This window comes from Nonomuraea sp. B12E4 (assembly GCF_039871825.1).
Lineage (GTDB): Bacteria > Actinomycetota > Actinomycetes > Streptosporangiales > Streptosporangiaceae > Nonomuraea.
The window spans coordinates 190,294-208,337 of record NZ_JBDPME010000003.1; the positions used below are offsets into that span (position 1 = coordinate 190,294).

At 71.9% G+C, this 18,044-nt stretch carries 13 protein-coding genes; 8 read left to right on the forward strand and 5 right to left on the reverse strand.

Annotation, left to right across the window (positions count from 1 at the left end):
- Positions 1–42: 42 nt before the first annotated feature.
- Positions 43–888, reverse strand: coding sequence for a neutral zinc metallopeptidase (locus tag ABGB18_RS09650; RefSeq protein WP_347695056.1), 846 nt, complete (start codon positions 886–888; stop codon positions 43–45).
- Positions 889–1,056: 168 nt separating this feature from the next.
- Here ABGB18_RS09650 and dxs point away from each other — a divergent pair, with 168 nt between their 5' ends.
- Both dxs and ABGB18_RS09660 read left to right on the forward strand, forming a co-directional pair.
- A complete protein-coding gene (gene dxs, locus ABGB18_RS09655) occupies positions 1,057–2,937 on the forward strand; it encodes a 1-deoxy-D-xylulose-5-phosphate synthase (RefSeq protein WP_347695321.1) in 1,881 nt (626 codons plus the stop codon).
- 211 nt (positions 2,938–3,148) lie between these two features.
- On the forward strand, positions 3,149–4,624 hold the full coding sequence (locus tag ABGB18_RS09660; RefSeq protein WP_347695057.1) for an amino acid permease: 1,476 nt from the start codon (positions 3,149–3,151) through the stop codon (positions 4,622–4,624).
- 74 nt (positions 4,625–4,698) lie between these two features.
- Here the strand turns inward: ABGB18_RS09660 and ABGB18_RS09665 are convergent, their stop codons facing one another.
- The 4 genes from ABGB18_RS09665 to ABGB18_RS09680 form a co-directional block, all read right to left on the reverse strand.
- Positions 4,699–5,070 carry an SSI family serine proteinase inhibitor gene (locus ABGB18_RS09665; RefSeq protein WP_347695058.1) on the reverse strand — a complete coding sequence of 124 codons (372 nt, stop codon included), beginning with the start codon at positions 5,068–5,070 and terminating at the stop codon, positions 4,699–4,701.
- A 101-nt stretch (positions 5,071–5,171) separates the two neighbouring features.
- Positions 5,172–7,262 carry a 3-hydroxyacyl-CoA dehydrogenase NAD-binding domain-containing protein gene (locus ABGB18_RS09670; RefSeq protein ID WP_347695059.1) on the reverse strand — a complete coding sequence of 697 codons (2,091 nt, stop codon included), beginning with the start codon at positions 7,260–7,262 and terminating at the stop codon, positions 5,172–5,174.
- On the reverse strand, positions 7,259–8,443 hold the full coding sequence (locus ABGB18_RS09675; RefSeq protein ID WP_347695060.1) for an acetyl-CoA C-acyltransferase: 1,185 nt from the start codon (positions 8,441–8,443) through the stop codon (positions 7,259–7,261). The genes ABGB18_RS09670 and ABGB18_RS09675 overlap by 4 nt, the downstream gene beginning before the upstream one ends.
- A gap of 39 nt (positions 8,444–8,482) precedes the next feature.
- Positions 8,483–9,211, reverse strand: coding sequence for a hypothetical protein (locus ABGB18_RS09680; RefSeq protein ID WP_347695061.1), 729 nt, complete (start codon positions 9,209–9,211; stop codon positions 8,483–8,485).
- Positions 9,212–9,414: 203 nt separating this feature from the next.
- Here ABGB18_RS09680 and ABGB18_RS09685 point away from each other — a divergent pair, with 203 nt between their 5' ends.
- From ABGB18_RS09685 to ABGB18_RS09710, 6 genes are all read left to right on the forward strand, one after another.
- Positions 9,415–10,935, forward strand: coding sequence for an LCP family protein (locus tag ABGB18_RS09685; protein WP_347695062.1), 1,521 nt, complete (start codon positions 9,415–9,417; stop codon positions 10,933–10,935).
- Between the two features lie 232 nt (positions 10,936–11,167).
- Complete coding sequence (locus ABGB18_RS09690; RefSeq protein ID WP_347695063.1) at positions 11,168–12,439, forward strand: hypothetical protein; 1,272 nt, start codon at positions 11,168–11,170, stop codon at positions 12,437–12,439.
- Positions 12,440–12,504: 65 nt separating this feature from the next.
- Positions 12,505–13,500: a LacI family DNA-binding transcriptional regulator gene (locus tag ABGB18_RS09695; protein WP_347695064.1), complete on the forward strand. Its 996-nt coding sequence runs from the start codon at positions 12,505–12,507 to the stop codon at positions 13,498–13,500.
- Positions 13,497–14,270, forward strand: coding sequence for a TIM barrel protein (locus ABGB18_RS09700; protein ID WP_347695065.1), 774 nt, complete (start codon positions 13,497–13,499; stop codon positions 14,268–14,270). Before ABGB18_RS09695 ends, ABGB18_RS09700 begins: the two co-directional genes overlap by 4 nt.
- An 8-nt stretch (positions 14,271–14,278) precedes the next feature.
- Entirely contained in the window at positions 14,279–15,199 is a 921-nt protein-coding gene (locus tag ABGB18_RS09705) for an alkaline phosphatase family protein (protein WP_347695066.1), read from the forward strand.
- Between the two features lie 79 nt (positions 15,200–15,278).
- Positions 15,279–17,942, forward strand: a complete 2,664-nt coding sequence (locus ABGB18_RS09710) for a PEP/pyruvate-binding domain-containing protein (RefSeq protein WP_347695067.1) — start codon at positions 15,279–15,281, stop codon at positions 17,940–17,942.
- Positions 17,943–18,044: the final 102 nt, after the last annotated feature.

An 18,044-nucleotide genomic window follows, 5' to 3' on the forward strand; every position in this document is an offset into this window, starting at 1 on the left:
ATTGCTATTTGTTCCTGACAGCGCGGCAAGAGTCCGATGCGGTCAGCGGGTGATGCGGGCCGGGGCCGCCCAGGTGTTGCACGCGCCGGGGCCGCCGCGGTTGAAGCCGCGGGTCATCCAGGCGGCCTGCGTCGCGCCCTTGCCGTGGTCGTTCTGCGGCCAGCCCTTGGCGCCGTTCTTCCGGAACCAGTCCACGGTGTAGGCCCAGTCGGAGTCGGTGACCAGCGACGTGCCCTTCAGCGTGCTCATGAACGCCGCGGAGAAGCACTCGGCCTGCAACTCGGAGTTCCGCGAGAGCTGCAGCCGTTTGGCCTTGCTCGCCCCCGCCCTGGCGGTCCAGTAGTAGCCCCAGATGCCGGAGATCTGCTGGATGTGGTGGCCGTACTCGTGGGCGACCAGCCGGGTGATGCCCAGCGGGAACGGGTTGCGTAACTGGTCCTTGCTGATCATCAGATACATCGTGCGGTCGGTGGAGCAGTAGACGCCGTCGGCGCCGGCGTTCCACGTGCCGCAGGGCGTCCGTACCTGCCGGGTGATGATGCGCAGCCGCGGCTTGGCGAAGGTCAGCCCCGCCTTGCGGAACTGCAGCCCCCACGCCTTGTTCAGGCAGTTGTTCACGCGGGTCAGGAACCGCCGGTAGGCGGTGATGCTCTGGGCGGGCAGCTCTCCCGGCGAGCAGTTCACGTCGGCCAGCCGCCCGGTGCGGTACAGCGCGTTCGCCGTGGCCAGCGTCCTGCCGAGGCCGGGCAGCCGGTCCGTCCCGCCCCCGGCGGGCGGCGAGGCGGCCTGCTGGGCCCCGTTGGCCAAGCCCGTGGACGTGGTGGCCACGTCGGCCAGCACGAGCACCAAAGCAGCCGCTGTCAGGGCAAGACCCAGCAGAGCTGCCACAAGTGCTAAGAGCTTGCCTTTTGGGACGGAGTTCATAGGTATCGAAAGACTAGGTCAAGATCGTACATATGCGGGCGCATTTGACTCGATGGAGTCACCGAGGCGTCCGCGAACTACACTCGGGGGATCGGCGAACAAGAGCAGAGGGGAGTCGGATCCGTGAGCGGGTTGCTGGGCTCGATCGAGGGACCGCACGACGTCAAACGGCTCAGAATCGAGGAGTTGCCGCGGCTCGCCGTCGAGATCCGTGATCTGCTCGTCGACGCCTGTGCCAGGTTCGGCGGCCATCTCGGCCCCAACCTCGGGGTGGTGGAGCTGACCATCGCCATCCACCGGGTCTTCGACTCTCCGCAGGACCCCGTCGTCTGGGACACCGGACACCAGGCCTACGTGCACAAGCTCCTGACCGGCAGGGCCACCGGGTTCGAGGCGCTCAAGCAGGAGGGCGGCCTGTCGGGTTATCCGAGCCAGGCCGAGTCGGAGCACGACTTCGTGGAAAACTCCCACGCCTCGACCGCGCTGTCCTACGCCGACGGCCTGGCCAAGGCGTACAAGCTGCGGGGCGAGCGGGACCGCACGGTCGTCGCGGTGATCGGCGACGGCGCCCTGACCGGCGGCATGGCCTGGGAGGCGCTCAACAACATCGCCGCCCACAAGGACCTGCCGGTCGTGATCGTGGTCAACGACAACGGCCGCTCCTACTCGCCCACGATCGGCGGCCTGGCCTCCCACCTGTCCTCGCTGCGGGTCAACCGCCGCTACGAGGACATGCTGGAATACGTCAAGGACAAGCTCGGCAACGTCCCGGTGCTCTACGACGCGCTGCACGGCTTCAAGAAGGGCGTCAAGGACGTGCTGGCACCGCAGGTCATGTTCGAGGACCTCGGGCTGAAATACGTCGGGCCCATCGACGGGCACGACGAGCAGGCCATGGAGGCGGCCCTGCGCCAGGCCCGCGACTTCCGCGGCCCCGTCATCGTGCACGCACTCACCCAGAAGGGCCGCGGCTACACGCCCGCGGAAAACCACGACGAGGACCAGTTCCACTCGCCCGGCGCCTTCGACCGGGCCACCGGCGTGGAGAAGCCCAAGGCCCGCATCTGGACCGACGTGTTCAGCGAGGAGCTCGTCCGGCTCGGCAAGGAGCGCGAGGACCTGGTCGCGATCACCGCGGCCATGCTGCACCCGACGGGCCTCAACGCGTTCGCCGAGGCCTACCCCGAGCGCACCTACGACGTCGGCATCGCCGAGCAGCACGCGCTGACCAGCGCCGCCGGGCTGGCCCTGGGTGGCCTGCACCCGGTCGTGGCCGTCTACGCCACGTTCCTCAACCGGGCCTTCGACCAGCTCCTCATGGACGTCGCCCTGCACCGGCTGCCGGTCACGGTGGTGCTCGACCGGGCGGGCGTCACCGGCGACGACGGCCCCAGCCACAACGGCATGTGGGACCTGTCGATCCTCCAGGTCGTCCCCGGGCTCAGGGTCGCGGTGCCGCGCGACGGAGACCGGGTCACCGAGCTGCTGCGCGAGGCCGTGGAGATCTCCGACGGGCCGACCGTGCTGCGCTACCCCAAGGGACCGGTGGCCGAGTCGATCGATCCGGTCGGCAAGCTCGGCGAGATGGACCTGCTGCGCGCCCCGGCGGGCGAGCCCGACGTGCTGCTGGTCGGCGTGGGGCCGATGGCGCACGTCTGCATGGACGCGGCGGTGCTGCTCGACGCCCAGGGCATCGCGGCCACCGTGGTGGACCCCCGCTGGGTCAAGCCGCTGGACGAGGCGCTGGCACTGGCGGCGGGCGCGCACAAGCTGGTGGCCGTCGTGGAGGACAACGGGCGGGTGGGCGCCGTGGGTGACGCCGTGGCCCGCCTGCTGCGCGACGCCGACGTGGACGTGCCGGTGCGTACGTTCGGGATCCCGCAGGAGTTCCTCGACCACGCCAAGCGCGCCGCCATCCTCAGCCGGATCGGCCTGACCGGGCAGGACCTCGCCCGGCAGATCACCGAGGCGATCGCCAAGCGGACCTCCCACGCGGAGCCGGTCCGCCCCTGAGCATCCCGCCGGTCACGGCCGCCGGCACGGTGGCCGGTGGTGCGGTGGCCGGCGGTGCCGGGGTCGGCGGTGCCGGGGTCGGCGGGAAGTCACCGCCGGCCCCGGGGTCCCCCCGGTGAGGGTGTGGGGCGGGGCTCCAGGTCGCGAGCCCGGTCAACGGAGTGCCAACGGCGGGGAATGAGCACTCTTGGTGTGGGCAGACTCACCCGACGTGGATATCTTTCGCACGAAGAGCGTCGAGCAATCGATCCGTGACACCGAAGCCCCGGAGCACCGGCTTCGCAAGCGCCTGACCGCCACGGACCTGACGGTCTTCGGCATCGGCGTCATCGTCGGCACCGGAATCTTCGTGTTGACGGGTCAGGTCGCCAAGGAGCTGGCGGGTCCGGCGGTGGCGATCTCGTTCGTCGTCGCGGCGGTCGTCTGCGGGCTGGCGGCCCTGTGCTACGCCGAGTTCGCCTCCACCATCCCGGTGGCGGGGTCGGCCTACACCTTCTCCTTCGCGACCCTGGGCGAGTTTCCCGCCTGGGTGATCGGCTGGGACCTGGTCCTGGAGCTGGCGCTGGCCGCAGCCGTGGTGTCCGTCGGCTGGTCGGGCTATTTCAGCTCCATGCTGTCCTCCGTGGGCATCCACCTGCCCGCCGCCGTCGCGGGCGACGACCCGGTGGTCAACCTGCCCGCCGTCCTCATCGTCCTCATCCTCACCGTGATCCTGCTGGTCGGGATCAAGATCTCCTCGCGGGTCAACCTGATCCTCGTCATCACCAAGGTCACGGTGGTGCTGCTGGTCATCGTGGCCGGGCTGTTCTTCGTCAAGGCCGCCAACTACACGCCGTTCGTGCCCGAGGCGGTCGCCACGGCGCGCGTGGAGGGGCTGAAGGCGCCGCTGATCCAGGTGCTGTTCGGCGTCACGCCGGTGGCGTTCGGGGTCGTCGGCATCTTCTCCGCCGCGGCCATCGTGTTCTTCGCCTTCATCGGGTTCGACATCGTGGCCACCGCCGCTGAGGAGACCATCGAGCCGCAGCGCGACGTGCCGCGCGGCATCATCGGCTCGCTGGCCGTCTGCGCGGCCCTCTACGTCGCCGTCTCCCTCGTCGTCGTCGGCATGCAGCACTACAGCGAGCTGAGCACCACGGCACCGCTCTCGGACGCGTTCGTCGCGGCCGGTCAGCCGTGGCTGGCCACGATCATCAGCGTGGGCGCGATCGCCGGGCTGACCACGGTCGTGCTCGTGCTGCTGCTGGGCCAGACGCGGGTGCTGTTCGCGATGTGCCGCGACGGGCTGCTGCCCCGCCCGATGGCGAAGGTGCACCCCACCTTCGGCACCCCCGCGCGGCTCACGGCCACCGTGGGGCTGGTGACGATGGCGCTGGCCGGGTTCGTGTCGTTCGGCGAGCTGGCCGAACTGGTCAACATCGGCACGCTCTTCGCGTTCGTGGTCGTCTCGATCGGCGTGATCGTGCTGCGGCGGACCCGGCCGGAGCTGCCGCGGGGCTTCCGCGCGCCGCTGGTGCCGGTGCTGCCGATCCTGTCCGTGCTGGCCTGCCTCTACCTGATGGTCAACCTGCCGGTGCAGACCTGGCTGCGGTTCCTGGTCTGGATGGTGGTCGGCGTGGTCGTCTACTTCGCCTTCGGCTACTGGCACAGCAGGATGGGCGCGGAGCCGTCGCCCAGGAAGACCCCGTGAGCGCCTGAGGAGGCGGGAACCGGCCGCCCCCTCGGCGGATCCACGCGGGGCCGGAACCGGCCTCCCGCGGCGGCTCAGAGCGCCAGGACCGCTCCGGTCGCGGCCTTGAGCGCGCAGGCGTTGCTGAAGACCTTGGCCCAGGAGACGTCCTGGCCGAACCAGCGGCCCGCGATGACGACGGCGTGCGGGGCGACGTCGTGCGTGCACATGGTGTTCGGCCTGACGTTGAGGGCGTCCGGTTTGCCCTGCACCTCGCGCAGCAGACGGCAGGCCTCGCGGGCGTGCGGGTGGGTGCCGCCGATGGGCGCGCAGTGGAGCCACGCGGTCTTCGTCTCCCCGCCCTTGGCGGCGTCGAGGATCTTGAGTTGCGCCTTCGGATCGTTGGCGGCCGTCGCGGGTGACGACGCGCCCAGCATGAAGGCGCCGCAGAGGACGACAGTCCCCATTGCTCTCATCATGATTGCTCTCCGTTCGTTGAACGCTACCAAACGTTACGACGGAGGTGCTCCTGGTGGTGCGGAGGCCCGCCGAGCGGGCCCCCGCAAAATCACGCGGTGACCGAGGCGACCCCGGGCGCGAGGAAGCGCGGCCGGGAGATGCCGGCCCTGTCCAGGTACGGAGTGATCCCGCCCAGATGGAACGGCCAGCCGGCGCCCAGGATCATGCACAGGTCGATGTCCTGCGCCGCCGCGACGACGCCCTCGTCCAGCATGATCCGGATCTCCTCGGCCAGCGCCGCCAGGACACGCTCGCGTACCTGCTCGGCGGTGGAGGGTGAGCCGCCGCCCGTGAACAGCGCCACGGCCTCCTGGTCCAGCGTGAGGTCCGGCAGGTAGACGCCCGGCTTGCCGGCGGCGACCAGCTTGGCCAGACCCTCTGAGAGGCCGTAGCGGTCGGGGAAGGCCGCGTGCAGCGTCTCGGACACGTGCAGGCCGACGGCCGGGCCGACGAGCTGCAGCAGCGCGAACGGCGTCATCGGCAGCCCCAGCCCGTCGAGCGCGTGCTCGGCGACCTCCAGCGGCGTGCCCTCGTCCACGGCCGCCACGACCTCGCCCATGAAGCGGGTCAGCAGCCGGTTGACCACGAACGCCGGGGCGTCCTTGACCAGCACCGACGACTTCTTCAGCGACTTGCCGACGGCGAACGCCGTGGCCAGCGTGGCGTCGTCGGTCGTCGCCCCCCTGATGATCTCCAGCAGGGGCATGACGGCGACCGGGTTGAAGAAGTGGAACCCGACCAGCCGCTCCGGGTGCGCCAGGCCCTCGCCCATCTCGGTGAGGGACAGCGAGGAGGTGTTGGTGGCCAGCACGGCGGTCCGCGCGACCACCGCCTCCACCTCGCGGAACACCTGCCGCTTGACCGCCAGGTCCTCGAACACCGCCTCGATCACGAAGTCGGCGTCGGCGAAGGCGTCCTTGGTCAGCGAGCCGGTGACCAGGGACGTGAGGCGGTTGGCCTGGTCGGCGGTGATCCGGCCCTTGGCGAGCAGCTTGCCGACCTCGTCGTGGACGTACGCGACGCCCTTGTCGAGCCGGGCCTGGTCGAGGTCGGTCAGCACGACGGGCACCTCCAGGCGGCGGGCGAACAGCAGCGCCATCTGCGAGGCCATCAGGCCCGCGCCCACGATGCCGACCTTGGTGACCTTGCGGGCCAGTGACGCGTCCGGCGCGCCGGCCGGCCGCTTGGCGCGGCGCTGCACCAGGTCGAAGGAGTAGAGGCCGGCCCGCAACTCGTCGCCCATCAGCAGGTCGGCGAGGGCCGCGTCCTCGGCTGCGAAGCCCTCGTCGGGGGAGGCGGTCTCGGCCCGGGCGATCAGGTCGAGCGCCCGGTAGGGGGCGGGGGCGGCGCCGCGCAGCTTCATGTCCACCAGGAAGCGCGCGTCGGCGACCGCCTTGGCCCAGCCGTCGTGCCGCTCCGGCCGGGTCACGGTGACCTCGCCGCCGATCACCTTGGCGGCCCAGCGCAGCGACTCCTCCAGGAAGTCGGCGGGCTCGAACATCGCGTCCGCGACGCCCAGTTCGAAGGCCGCCGGGCCCTTGATCATGCGGTTCTGTGACAGCGGGTTCTCGATGATCAGCTTGATCGCGTTCGCGGGGCCGATCAGGCGGGGGAGCAGTTGCGTGCCGCCCCAGCCGGGCACCAGGCCGAGGAAGCACTCGGGCAGCGCCACCGCGGGCACGCCGGCGGAGATCGTCCGGTAGTCGCAGTGCAGCGCGAGCTCCAGCCCGCCGCCCATGGCCGCGCCGTTGACGAACGCGAACGACGGGATCGGCAGCTCGGCCAGCCTGCGGAAGACGTGGTGGCCCAGTTCGCCGATGGCCTGGGCCTGCTCGCGGCCGGTCACGGCGGTCACGCCCTTGAGGTCGGCGCCGACGGCGAAGATGAACGGCTTGCCCGTCACGCCCACGGCGGCCAGGTCGGTGCGGGCCGCGATCTCCGACAGCGCGCCGTTGAGCGCGAACAGGCCGTGCGGGCCGAAGGTGTTCGGTTTGGTGTGGTCGAAGCCGTTGTCCAGGGTGATCAGCGCCATCGTGCCGGCGCCGCCGGGCAGCCGCACGTCGCGCACCAGCGCCTTGGTGACGACCTCGTCGGTGCCGTGCTCGCTCAGCAGCGCCCGCCACTCGTCCAGCTTGTTCATGCCAGGTTCTCCCAGATCACGGTGCCGCCCATGCCCATGCCGACGCACATCGTGGTGATGCCGTAACGCACGTCGGGACGCTCGCCGAACTGCCGCGCGAGCTGCGTCATCAGCCGTACGCCGGAGGAGGCGAGCGGGTGCCCGTAGGCGATGGCGCCGCCGTAGGCGTTGACCCGGGCGTCGTCGTCGGCCAGGCCGAAGTGCTCCAGGAACGCCAGCACCTGGACCGCGAACGCCTCGTTGATCTCGAACAACCCGATATCCGAAATATCAAGACCCGCCAGGCGCAGCGCCCGCTCCGTGGCCGGGATCGGCCCCACGCCCATGACCTCGGGGTCCACCCCGGCGAACGAGTAGGACACCAGCCGCATCTTCGCGTCCAGCCCCAGCTCGGCCGCGACCTCACGGGCGGCCACGACGCAGCCGGTGGCGCCGTCGTTGATGCCGGAGGAGTTGCCCGCCGTGATCCTGCCGTGCGGCCGGAACGGCGTCTTGAGCCCGCTCAGGCCCTCCATCGTGGTGCCGGGCCGGGGCGCCTCGTCCTCGACCGCGAGGCCCCAGCCCCGCTCGGCCGTCCTGATCGCGGTCGGCACCAGGTCGGGCTGGATCTTGCCGTCGGCGTAGGCCTTGGCCGCCCGCTCCTGCGACAGCACCGCGTACGCGTCCGCGCGCTCCTTGGTGATCGACGGGTGGCGGTCGTGCAGGTTCTCCGCCGTCATGCCCATGACCAGCGCGCTCGGGTCGACGAGCTTCTCCGACAGGAAGCGCGGGTTGGGGTCCACGCCCTCGCCCATCGGGTGCCGGCCCATGTGCTCGACGCCGCCCGCGATGGCCACGTCGTACGCGCCGAACGCGATGCCGCCCGCGACCGTCGTGACCGCGGTCATCGCGCCCGCGCACATGCGGTCGATCGCGTAGCCGGGCACCGTCTTGGGCAGTCCGGCCAGCACCGCCGCCGCGCGGCCGATGGTCAGGCCCTGGTCGCCGATCTGCGTGGTCGCGGCGACGGCGACCTCGTCCACGCGCTCGGGTGGCAGGTTGGGGTTGCGCCTGATGAGCTCGCGGATGACGCGGACGACCAGGTCGTCCGCGCGGGTCTCCGCGTACAGGCCCTTCGGCCCTGACCTGCCGAAGGGTGTGCGTACGCCGTCGACGAACACGACGTCACGAGAGGAAGGCACGGATTCGCTCCTCGTTGCCGGATGGGTTCGGTCCCTATGCTACTCGTCGGTAACTACGGTGCAGACGAGGGCCGCGGTGAGCAGGGCGTACACCAGGCCGGTGGCCGGCTCCCAGAGGTGGGCACGGGCTCCGAGCAGGGCACCGACCGCCACGGCCGCGCCCGCCCAGAGCACCGGATCGACCGGCTGGCGCGTGCCGTGGCCGGGGTCCCATGGATCGCCAGGTGATCCGCCCGGACGCGCGGCACGCGTCAGCGTCCCCAGCGTGTCACGTGCCCACCAGGCCAGGAACAACACCCCGGCCGCGCAACTCAGCACCGCCAGGGCCTCGACGGCCCAGCTCAGGGCGTCGGCGAAGGCGTACAGGGCGGCCTGGCGGAACTGGCGCGGCGCCGTCCAGCCGAGCAGCAGTGTCACCGCCCATCCCGCGGCGACACCGAGCCTGCTCAGTGCCCGCGTCCAGCCCGTGGGGGCGGCGGTGTAGAGCTCGCGCTCGCGCCGCCGGACCCGGCGGGCCCGCCTGCCCCAGACGTACTGGGTGAGCGCCAGCGTGGGCAGGGCGGCGGCGAAGACGGCCAGGGACAGCACGGCCAGCGGCAGCGTCTGCTCCCGGGTCAGTGCCCGGTCGGCGAGCAGTTGGACGGTGGCCAGGAGTGCGATCGAGGTGAAGAGCGCGACGAGGGAGCCGCGGCGGGCGGCCCTGGCCCCGGACCGCAGCCGGGCCACCGCCTCGGCGCCCGGGGGTGGCGTCATCTCGGTCAACAGCATGCACGTCATGATGGCGGGCTCATGCGTGGTGACGCTGCGGATTCCGAGGCTCGGATGGAGCCCTCGCTTCCGGCGGGTGACGAAGAGGTGCTGCCGCGGACACAATCTCCCCCTGCGCTTATCAGCGAATTAGCGTGTCTCGTACGGGCGCGGGCAACGCACGGATATGCCGTGCGTTCATGTTGTGACTATGCTTCGCGATCATGGCGCAAGGGGTGGACCGCGTGAAACGGCAGCGGGATGAGTCGGTTCTGGGTCGGCGTGTTGCTCCACTGCCGACCCCTGACCAGCGCGAACCCCAGCCGCGGCGCATCCCGCTGACCCCGCTGGGGTGGGTCAGCGTGGGGCTGACGCTGCTGCTGGTGCTGATCTCGCTCAGCGGCTACGGGTACTACCGGTACGTCGAGAGCGGCATCGACCGCGAGGCCATCGACGTCGGCCCCTCGCGCCCGCCCGAGACCGGCGCGCTCAACGTGCTGCTCGTCGGCTCCGACTCCCGCGAGGGCGACAACAAGAAGTACGGCGCCAAGTCCGTGGGCCTGGGGGAGCGCACCGACACGATCATGCTGCTGCACATCTCCCCGAACCGGGACAAGGCCACCATGATCAGTTTCCCGCGCGACTCCATGGTCATGATCCCCCAGTGCGAGGGCAACAACGGCGCCGTGCTCCCCGGCGGCCTGCGGCAGATCAACTCCGCCTTCAACGACGGCGGGATCAACTGCACGATCCGGACCCTCGAGTCGCTGACCCAGATCAAGATCAACCACTTCGTGAAGGTCGACTTCACCGGCTTCAAGGGCATCATCGACGCCCTCGGCGGCATCGAGATCTGCCTGCCCAAGCCGGTCAACGACCCCAAGTCCAAGCTGGTGCTCACCGCGGGCAAGCACGTGGTCAAGGGGGAGCAGGCGCTGGGCTACGTACGCACCAGGTACGCCCTGGGCGATGGCGGCGACCTGGACCGGATCAAGCGCCAGCAGGTGTTCCTCACCAGTGTGATGCAGAAGATCACCGACGGCGGCCTGCTGACCAACCCGATCGAGCTCAACGGCTTCCTGCAGGCCGGCACCGCGGCGGTCACCATGGACGAGGGGCTCACGCTCGACCGCATGCTGGAAATCGCCAGGAGTGTCCAGGGCCTGACGGCCAAGGAGCTCAAGGGCATCACGGTGCCGACCCAGCCTTATCAGCCGGACCCGAACCGGGTGCAGTTCGCCGAGCCGGCCGCGAGTGGCTTCTTCGAGAGCGTGCGCAACGACACCGAGGTCACCGCCACCCCCACCCCCGGCAAGTCGACGACGCCCAAGGTCGAGAACTCCCAGGTGCGCCTGCAGGTCCTGAACGGCACCACGGAGGGCGGCAAGGCGGGCACGGTGGCCAAGGAGCTGGCCGAGCAGGGCTTCGTGGTCACCGAGGTGGGCAACGCCCCGGCCGCCGCCACCACGACGATCCGCTACGCCAAGAAGGACACCAAGGACGGGCCGGCCTACGGTGAAGCGGTCGCCGCCCGGCTGTCCAAGGACAAGCGGACCCCGGTGGAGGGCAAGGTCAAGCCGGTCAACGCGCAGCCGTACGAGTCCGCGACCGCCACGAAGGCGCCCAGCGGGCCGATCATCCAGCTCGTCATCGGGGCCGACTGGCCCGGCGTGCGGGTGGTCTCGGCGATCCCCAGCTCCCTCCAGGACAAGGTCGTCGACACCAACACCAATCCCTGTCTCTGATCCGGGCCGGCCGGCACGGCGCCGGGACATGCCTCTTTTTGTGGGGTTGGCCGGGCATATGTTACCCAGAGTGACTTTGGGGAAACGCGTGAAATATCCGGACAAGTGGTGGTAGGAAGGGGCGCGATCAGTATTCGTACCAGAGAGGTTCATCGTGGCGCGCGACGAGAACGACAGGCCATACGAGGAAGGGCAGGGGAGGTCGTTAAACCCAGAGCTCTCGGGTGACGTGTTGTCGCCGTCGCCGCGGTGGAGCACTGAGGACACTGACGAGCAACCCGCCATCCAGGTGGTCGGGAACGAGACCTACATCCTCCCGCCGGACAAGGGCGAGCCGCAGCTCATCGACCCCGGTATGCGCGACGTGCTCGACGACCCGCGGGGGCATGACCTGCTCGACGGGCCGGGCGGGCGTGACGTGCTCGACGGGCCGGGCGGGCACGACGTGCTGGGCACGCCGGTGTCCTCCCATGATCTGGGCGGCTCGCACGACATTGGTGGTGCGCACGAGCTGGGCGGCTCGCGCAACTACGACTATGACTACGGCACTGGTGACCAGCGCGACTACGGCGGCTCCCACGATTTCGGCGGGCCCAGTGGCGCGCACGATTTCGGCGGGCCGAGCGGTGCCCACGATTTCGGCGGGCCCAGTGGCGCGCACGATTTCGGCGGGCCGAGCGGCGCGCACGATTTCGGCGGCGGTCGTGACTTCGACGAGCCCGGCGACCCGCGCGGCGAGCACGGTGACCGGCTGGAGGACGACAACCCCTACCTGCCGATCGACCGGAGCTACGAGTCGGGGCGCGACGACGACTGGGACGACGACAAGCCCAAGCGCGGCTTCCTCGGCTCGGGTTGGACCGACGACTCTCCTGACGAGCCCCCCTCCCGCAGCGGCGGTGCGGGAGAGGTGCGCCGCCGCACCCGGGTGCTGCTCGTGGCGGCCGTCGCGGTGGTGCTGGTCGGCGTGGGCGCCGGGTTCATGCTCACCGGCAACTCCTCCGACGACCCGTGCACGGGCGGCAAATGCGCCAGCGCGGGCGAGGTGAGCTCCCCGTCGGACACAGCGGCGCCGACCGAGGAAGAGGACACCTCGGTGCCGGCCGAGGACGAGGAGACGACGGACACCCCCGAGCCCACCGATTCGGTCGCCGAGGACCCGGCCGACTCCGACGCCTCAGCGCCCACCACTCCCGCGACGCAGCGGGCCCGTCAGCCGCAGCAGCAGGAGCGTGAGCCCTCGACCCGCGCCACGCCCTCGCGGCAGCACAGGGAGCCGACGAACAGCCCGAGCAACAAGGCCACCCGCGCGCCGGAGAACCGGATCCGGGAGACCACCGGCGACAACGACCGTCCGACCGGTTCGTCGCAGAGTGACACCGGCCAGCGGGAGCAGCAGGACGCGCCCACCGCTGCGCCTCCTCCCACGCTGGCTCCGCAGCAGCCCCAGCCCGAGGAGGACAAGGGGGGTGGGCTGCTCGACATCCTGTTCCCCTGGGCCTGAGACGTGCGAGGATGCGGTTCCGGGTGCCTGTCTGGCACACTGGAAACCGTTTTCCAGGAGGTCTCGTGGTCACGCTTGAGGACGTCGCCAAGCAGGCGGGCGTCTCCCTCGCGACCGCCTCGCGGGTGCTCAACGGCAGCACCCGCCAGGTGGGGGCGGCGTTGCGGGCACGGGTCGAACGAGCCGCGGACGAGCTGGGCTACCGTGCCAACATCGCCGCCCAGACCCTGGCCAGGGGGGCGAGCAACGTCATCGGCATCGTCGTGCACGACCTGACCGACCCCTACTTCGCGGCCCTGGCCGACGGCGCGATGCGGGCGGCGGCCATCGAGGGCCTGCTGGTCATGGTGGGCACCACGCATCGCGACCCCGAGCAGGAGATCGCCTACGTGGCCACGCTCAACGCGCAGCGGGTGCGGGCCGTGCTGCTGGTCGGCTCGCGCGTGGCCGACGCCGGGGTCACCGGGCGGCTGCGTGAGGAGCTGGCCCGATACCGCAACGGCGGCGGCCGGGCGGCGTGCGTGGGGCAGGATCTGCTCGGCGTGGACACCGTCGCCCCCGCCAACCGGGAGGGCGCGGCGGAGCTGGCCCGGGCTCTCGCGGGGCTCGGGCACACGCGGTTCGCGGTGCTGGCCGGGCCGCCGCACCTGGTCACGGCCGCCGACCGGTGCGCCGGGTTCGCCGGGGCGCTGAAAGAGCTGGGGCTGCCCGCGCCGCACGTCATTCACGGGCCGTTCGACCGCGACGGCGGATACGCGGCGGCCCAGCAGGTCCGGGGCGACGCCACCTGCGTGTTCGCGGTCAACGACGTGATGGCGGTGGGGGCGCTGGCGGCCTACCGGGAGCGCGGGGTCCGGGTGCCCGAGGACGTGTCGGTGGCTGGGTTCGACGACATCGTCACGCTGCGTGATCATGTGCCCGCGCTGACCACCGTACGGCTGCCGTTGAAGGACATGGGGGCGCGGGCTCTGGAGCTCGCGCTCGGCGAGGCGGAGATGGTCGTGGTGGAGCAGGTCGCGGGTGAGGTCGTGCTGCGGGAGAGCGTGCGGAGGATGACGTGAGGCTGGCGGTCAGCACCCTGGGCATGCCCGGCGAGGGGCTCGACAGGGCGATCGAGATCGCTGCCGGGCACGGCTGCCAGGGGCTGGAGCTGCGGCTGCACCCGGACACCGGGGTGCACGCCGGGCTGGGGGCCGCGGAGCGGCGGTCGGTGCGGGATCGGGTGGAACGGGCGGGACTCGAGATCGCTGCCCTCGCCGGATATGTCAGGATCTGTGAGCCCGGACCGGACGAGCCGGTCGTCGAGGCGCTGCTCGCCGACCTGCGCCTCGCCGCGGACCTCGGGGCGCCGGGCGTGCGGGTGTTCCCGCGCGGCGGCGACCCCGCCGTCGGCGCCCGCCGGCTCAAGGCGGTCTCCGGTACGGCGGGCGAGCTCGGCCTGCGCGTGCTCGTCGAGACCCACGATCTCATGGCCACCGGTGCCGCCGTGGCCGGGCTGCTGGACGCGGCCGGCCACCCCGGCACGACGGGCGCGATCTGGGACCTGCTGCACCCGTGGCGGCACGGCGAATCCCCGGCCGGCACCCTGGCCGCGCTCGGGCCCCACCTGCGTTACGTCCAGGTCAAGGACGCGGTGTCGGCCGAGGACACCACGCCGGTGCCGATGGGCCGCGGGTCCGTGCCGCTGGAGGAGGCGGGCGAGCTGCTGCGCGGGACCGGTTACGGCGGATGGGTGTCGCTGGAGTGGGAGCGCACCTGGTATCCCCAGGTCGCTCCGGTGGAGGAGATCCTGCCGGGGGCGGCCGACTGGGTGCGGCGTTTCGCCGCTTAAATGGGGGGATGTCCCCATTAATCAGTAAGGTGCTCGTCGTCGGCATGGACGGGCTGCGCTTCGACCGGCTCCTGGCCCTGGACGCGCCCGTGCTGGCCGCCCTGATGGCCGCCGGCGCGCACGGCACCAGCAGGCTCCCCTACGGCGAGGCCGGGACGCCGCGTACGGAGTCGCCCGGCGAGGTCGTCCCCAAGGCCCCCGAGCCGGGGGACGGTGGCAGGGTCATCAGGTCGCGTACGGACTCGGGGCCGGGATGGTCGTCCATCGCGACCGGGGTCTGGCCCGACAAGCACGGCGTCGTGGACAACAGTTTCGCGGCGCCCAATTTCCAGAAATTTCCGGACTTCCTGACTCGTGCGAAGACCGTCCGGCCGGAGCTGGCGACGGCCGCGTTCTTCTCATGGGCGGCGCTGGACGAGCACGGCGCGTTCAGCCGCGCCATCGACCACCGCCTCGTCCTCGACGGCTACACCGTCGGCTGGGCCGCGGCCGACAAGCAGGTCGCCGAGGCCGCCGAGCGGCACCTGGCGACCGCCGACCCCGACGCCCTGTTCGTGTACCTGGGCGACACCGACGAGGTGGCCCACGACCTCGGCCCGCACTGCCCCGAATACGCCGCCGCGCTCGCCACCCAGGACGCCCACCTGGGCCGCCTGCTCGAGGCCGTACGCGGGCGGGCCACGTACCCCCGCGAGCGCTGGACCGTGCTGGTCACGACCGACCACGGGCACGTGGACGCGGGCGGGCACGGGGGCATCTCGGACGAGGAACGCACGGTGTTCGTGATCGCGAGCCGGTTGGACGCGCATCTCGGCGGCCGCTCCCTGGCCTGCCCGCGGCTGGTGGACGTGGGGCCGACGGCGCTGGCCGCCCTCGGGGTGGAGCTCGATCCCGGCTGGGAGCTGGACGGGGTTCCGCTGGCCTTGTGACGATTTTCATCGTGTGTTGAATTTTGCGCCGGAAAGCGCGAGACTCGTGACAGGACGCTGAACGGCTGGGGAGCATCCGATGAAGACAGCGCTGGACTTCTCTGAGATCCACGCGGGAATGCTGGCCGAGGTGGGCGGGAAGGCCGCCAACCTCGGCGAGATGACCAGGGCCGGGCTGCCCGTGCCGCCCGGCTGGGCGCTCACCACCGAGGCGTACCGGCAGGTCGCCGAGGGGCTGGAGACCAGCGGTGACGGGCTGGCGGAGCGTGCCCGGCGGCACCTGCTCCAGGCGCCGGTGCCGGACGCCGTGCACGAGACGATCGTGAAGTTCTACGTCGCGCTCGGGGACGACGTGCCGGTGGCGGTGCGCTCGTCCGCGACGGCCGAGGACCTGCCGTTCGCCAGCTTCGCCGGGCAGCAGGACACGTTCCTCAACGTGGTCGGGGCGGAGGCGGTGGTGGACGCCGTACGCCGCTGCTGGGCCTCGCTCTGGACCGACCGGGCCGTGGCCTACCGCGAGTCCAACGGCATCGACCACGCGGCCGTCCGGCTGGCGGTGGTCGTCCAGGTCATGGTGGACGCGCAGGTGGCGGGCGTGATGTTCACCGCCAACCCGCTGACCGGCCGGCGGCACGAGACCGTCATCGACGCCGCCCCCGGGCTCGGCGAGGCGGTCGTGTCCGGCGCGGTCAACCCCGACCGGTTCGCCGTCTTCGGCGGCGAGATCCTGGAACGCCACGCCGGCGACAAGCGGCTGGCCATCCGCCCCCTGCCCGGCGGCGGCACCGAACGCGTCGAGACCTCCGCCGGTCCCGGCGCCGCCGGTCCTGAGACCGCGGGTCCAGGCACCGGCAGCCCTGAGACCGGCGGTTTCGACGCCGCCGGTCGTGACGTCGGTGGCCTCTGCCTGACCGACGCGCAGGTGCGTGACCTGGCGGTGCTCGGTGCCCGGGTCGAGGACCACTACGGCGCGCCGCAGGACACCGAGTGGGCCGTCGATCGGGACGGCACGCTCTGGCTCACCCAGGCGCGGCCGATCACCACCCTCTACCCGCTGCCCGAGCGGGCCAGGCCGGGCCTGCGGGTGTACTTCTCGTTCAACGTCTTCCAGGGCGTCATGGGCCCCCTGACGCCGATGGGGCTGGCGGCCATGCGGGTGTTCAGCGCCGGGGCGGCGGGCCTGTTCGGCTTCGCCCCGGCCGACCGCCGCGACGGCGCCCCGGCCCTGACCGAGGCCGGGCAGCGCCTGTGGATCGACGTCACCCCGGCGGCGCGCAGTCGCGTGGGGCGCGCCGTCGCACCGCGCATGCTGACGCTCGGCGAGGCCCGCTCCGCGCCCGTCTTCGAACGGCTGGCGGCGGATCCGCGGTTGGCGCTGACGATCACCTCTCCCCGCCCGTTCCTGCGCAGCCTGCGCCGGTTCGCCCGCGGCGTGCACGCCCCCTCCCGGGTGCTCCTGGCGCTGACCAGGCCCGGTCAGGCCCTGCGGTACGCCGCCCGGGTCGGCGGGCAACTCGACGCGCGGCTGGACCCGCCCGCCTCCGCCACCCCCGCCCAGCGCCTGGACCACGCCGAAAGCCTGATGGGCGGGGCCTTCCCGGCCATCGTCTCGATCATGCCCATGGTGGTCACCGGCTACGGCCTGTTCGCCCTGTCCGCCCGGCTGTCCGGCGTCCCGGTCACCGACATGCAGGACGTCCTGCGCAGCGTGCCCCACAACCCGACCACGGAGATGGACCTGGAGCTGTGGGATCTGGCCACCCGCGTCGAGCCGGAGCCGTTCCGGCAGGAGCCGGTGTCGGAGCTGGTCCGCCGCTATCGGGCCGGGCGGCTTCCGCCGGTCGCGCAGCGTGAGATCAGCGCCTTCCTCGGCAAGTACGGCCACCGAGGCGTCGCTGAGATCGACGTGGGCGTGCCGCGCTGGTCCGAGGAGCCCGCGCACATCCTCGGCGTGCTGGCCAACTACCTGCGCATGGAGGGCGGCGCCGGCCTCGCGCCCGCCGCGCTGTTCGCCAAGGGCGCCCGGGAGGCACGGGCCGCGGCGGAGCGTGCGGTGTCCGCGGCCCGCCGCAGGAGCCGGTGGCGGGCGGCCGTGGTGCGGTTCGGGCTGGGCCGCACGCGGGAGCTCGCGGGGTTGCGCGAGCTGCCCAAGTTCTACGTGGTCAAGGCCCTGGCCGGGGTCCGGCGGAGCCTGCTCGTGGTCGGGGAGCACCTGGTGGGCGCCGGTGTGCTCGACGCGGCGGGCGATGTGTTCTTCCTGGACCTGAAGGAGACCAGGGCGGCCCTGGGCGGAGGAGACCTGCGGGAGTTGGTGGCTCGGCGGCGGGCGGCGTACGAGCTGGAGTCGCGGCGCCGGCACGTGCCCAGGGTGCTGCTCTCGGACGGCACCGAGCCCGAGGCGCTGGAGAGCGCCGCGGCAGCCGATGGGGCGCTGACGGGCACGCCCGCCTCGGCGGGGACCGTCACGGGCGTGGCCCGGGTGGTGCTCGACCCGATCGGCGCGCACCTGGAGCCGGGCGAGATCCTGGTCTGCCCGTCCACCGACCCCGGCTGGACGCCGCTGTTCCTGACGGCGGGCGGGCTGGTGATGGAGATGGGCGGCGCGATGTCGCACGGCGCGGTCGTGGCCCGCGAATTCGGCATCCCGGCCGTCGCCGGCGTCCCCGACGCCACCCACCGCATCACCACGGGCCGGCAGATCACCGTGAACGGCGCCGCCGGCACGGTGACCCTGCCGGACTGAACCCGCGCCGCATCCGGACGGCAGCGGAGACGGCCCGCCCGATGGCGGCGGGACGGCCCGCCACGCCGGATGGCGGCGGGAGTGGCCGCCGCCCGGCGGCCC

Coding starts and splice junctions, on each gene's coding strand:
- ABGB18_RS09665 (WP_347695058.1), bottom strand. CDS start 5,070: ATGGGGACTGTCGTCCTCTGCGGCGCCTTCATGCTGGGCGCGTCGTCA.
- ABGB18_RS09670 (WP_347695059.1), bottom strand. CDS start 7,262: ATGAACAAGCTGGACGAGTGGCGGGCGCTGCTGAGCGAGCACGGCACC.
- ABGB18_RS09680 (WP_347695061.1), bottom strand. CDS start 9,211: ATGCTGTTGACCGAGATGACGCCACCCCCGGGCGCCGAGGCGGTGGCC.
- ABGB18_RS09685 (WP_347695062.1), top strand. CDS start 9,415: ATGGCGCAAGGGGTGGACCGCGTGAAACGGCAGCGGGATGAGTCGGTT.
- ABGB18_RS09705 (WP_347695066.1), top strand. CDS start 14,279: ATGTCCCCATTAATCAGTAAGGTGCTCGTCGTCGGCATGGACGGGCTG.
- ABGB18_RS09710 (WP_347695067.1), top strand. CDS start 15,279: ATGAAGACAGCGCTGGACTTCTCTGAGATCCACGCGGGAATGCTGGCC.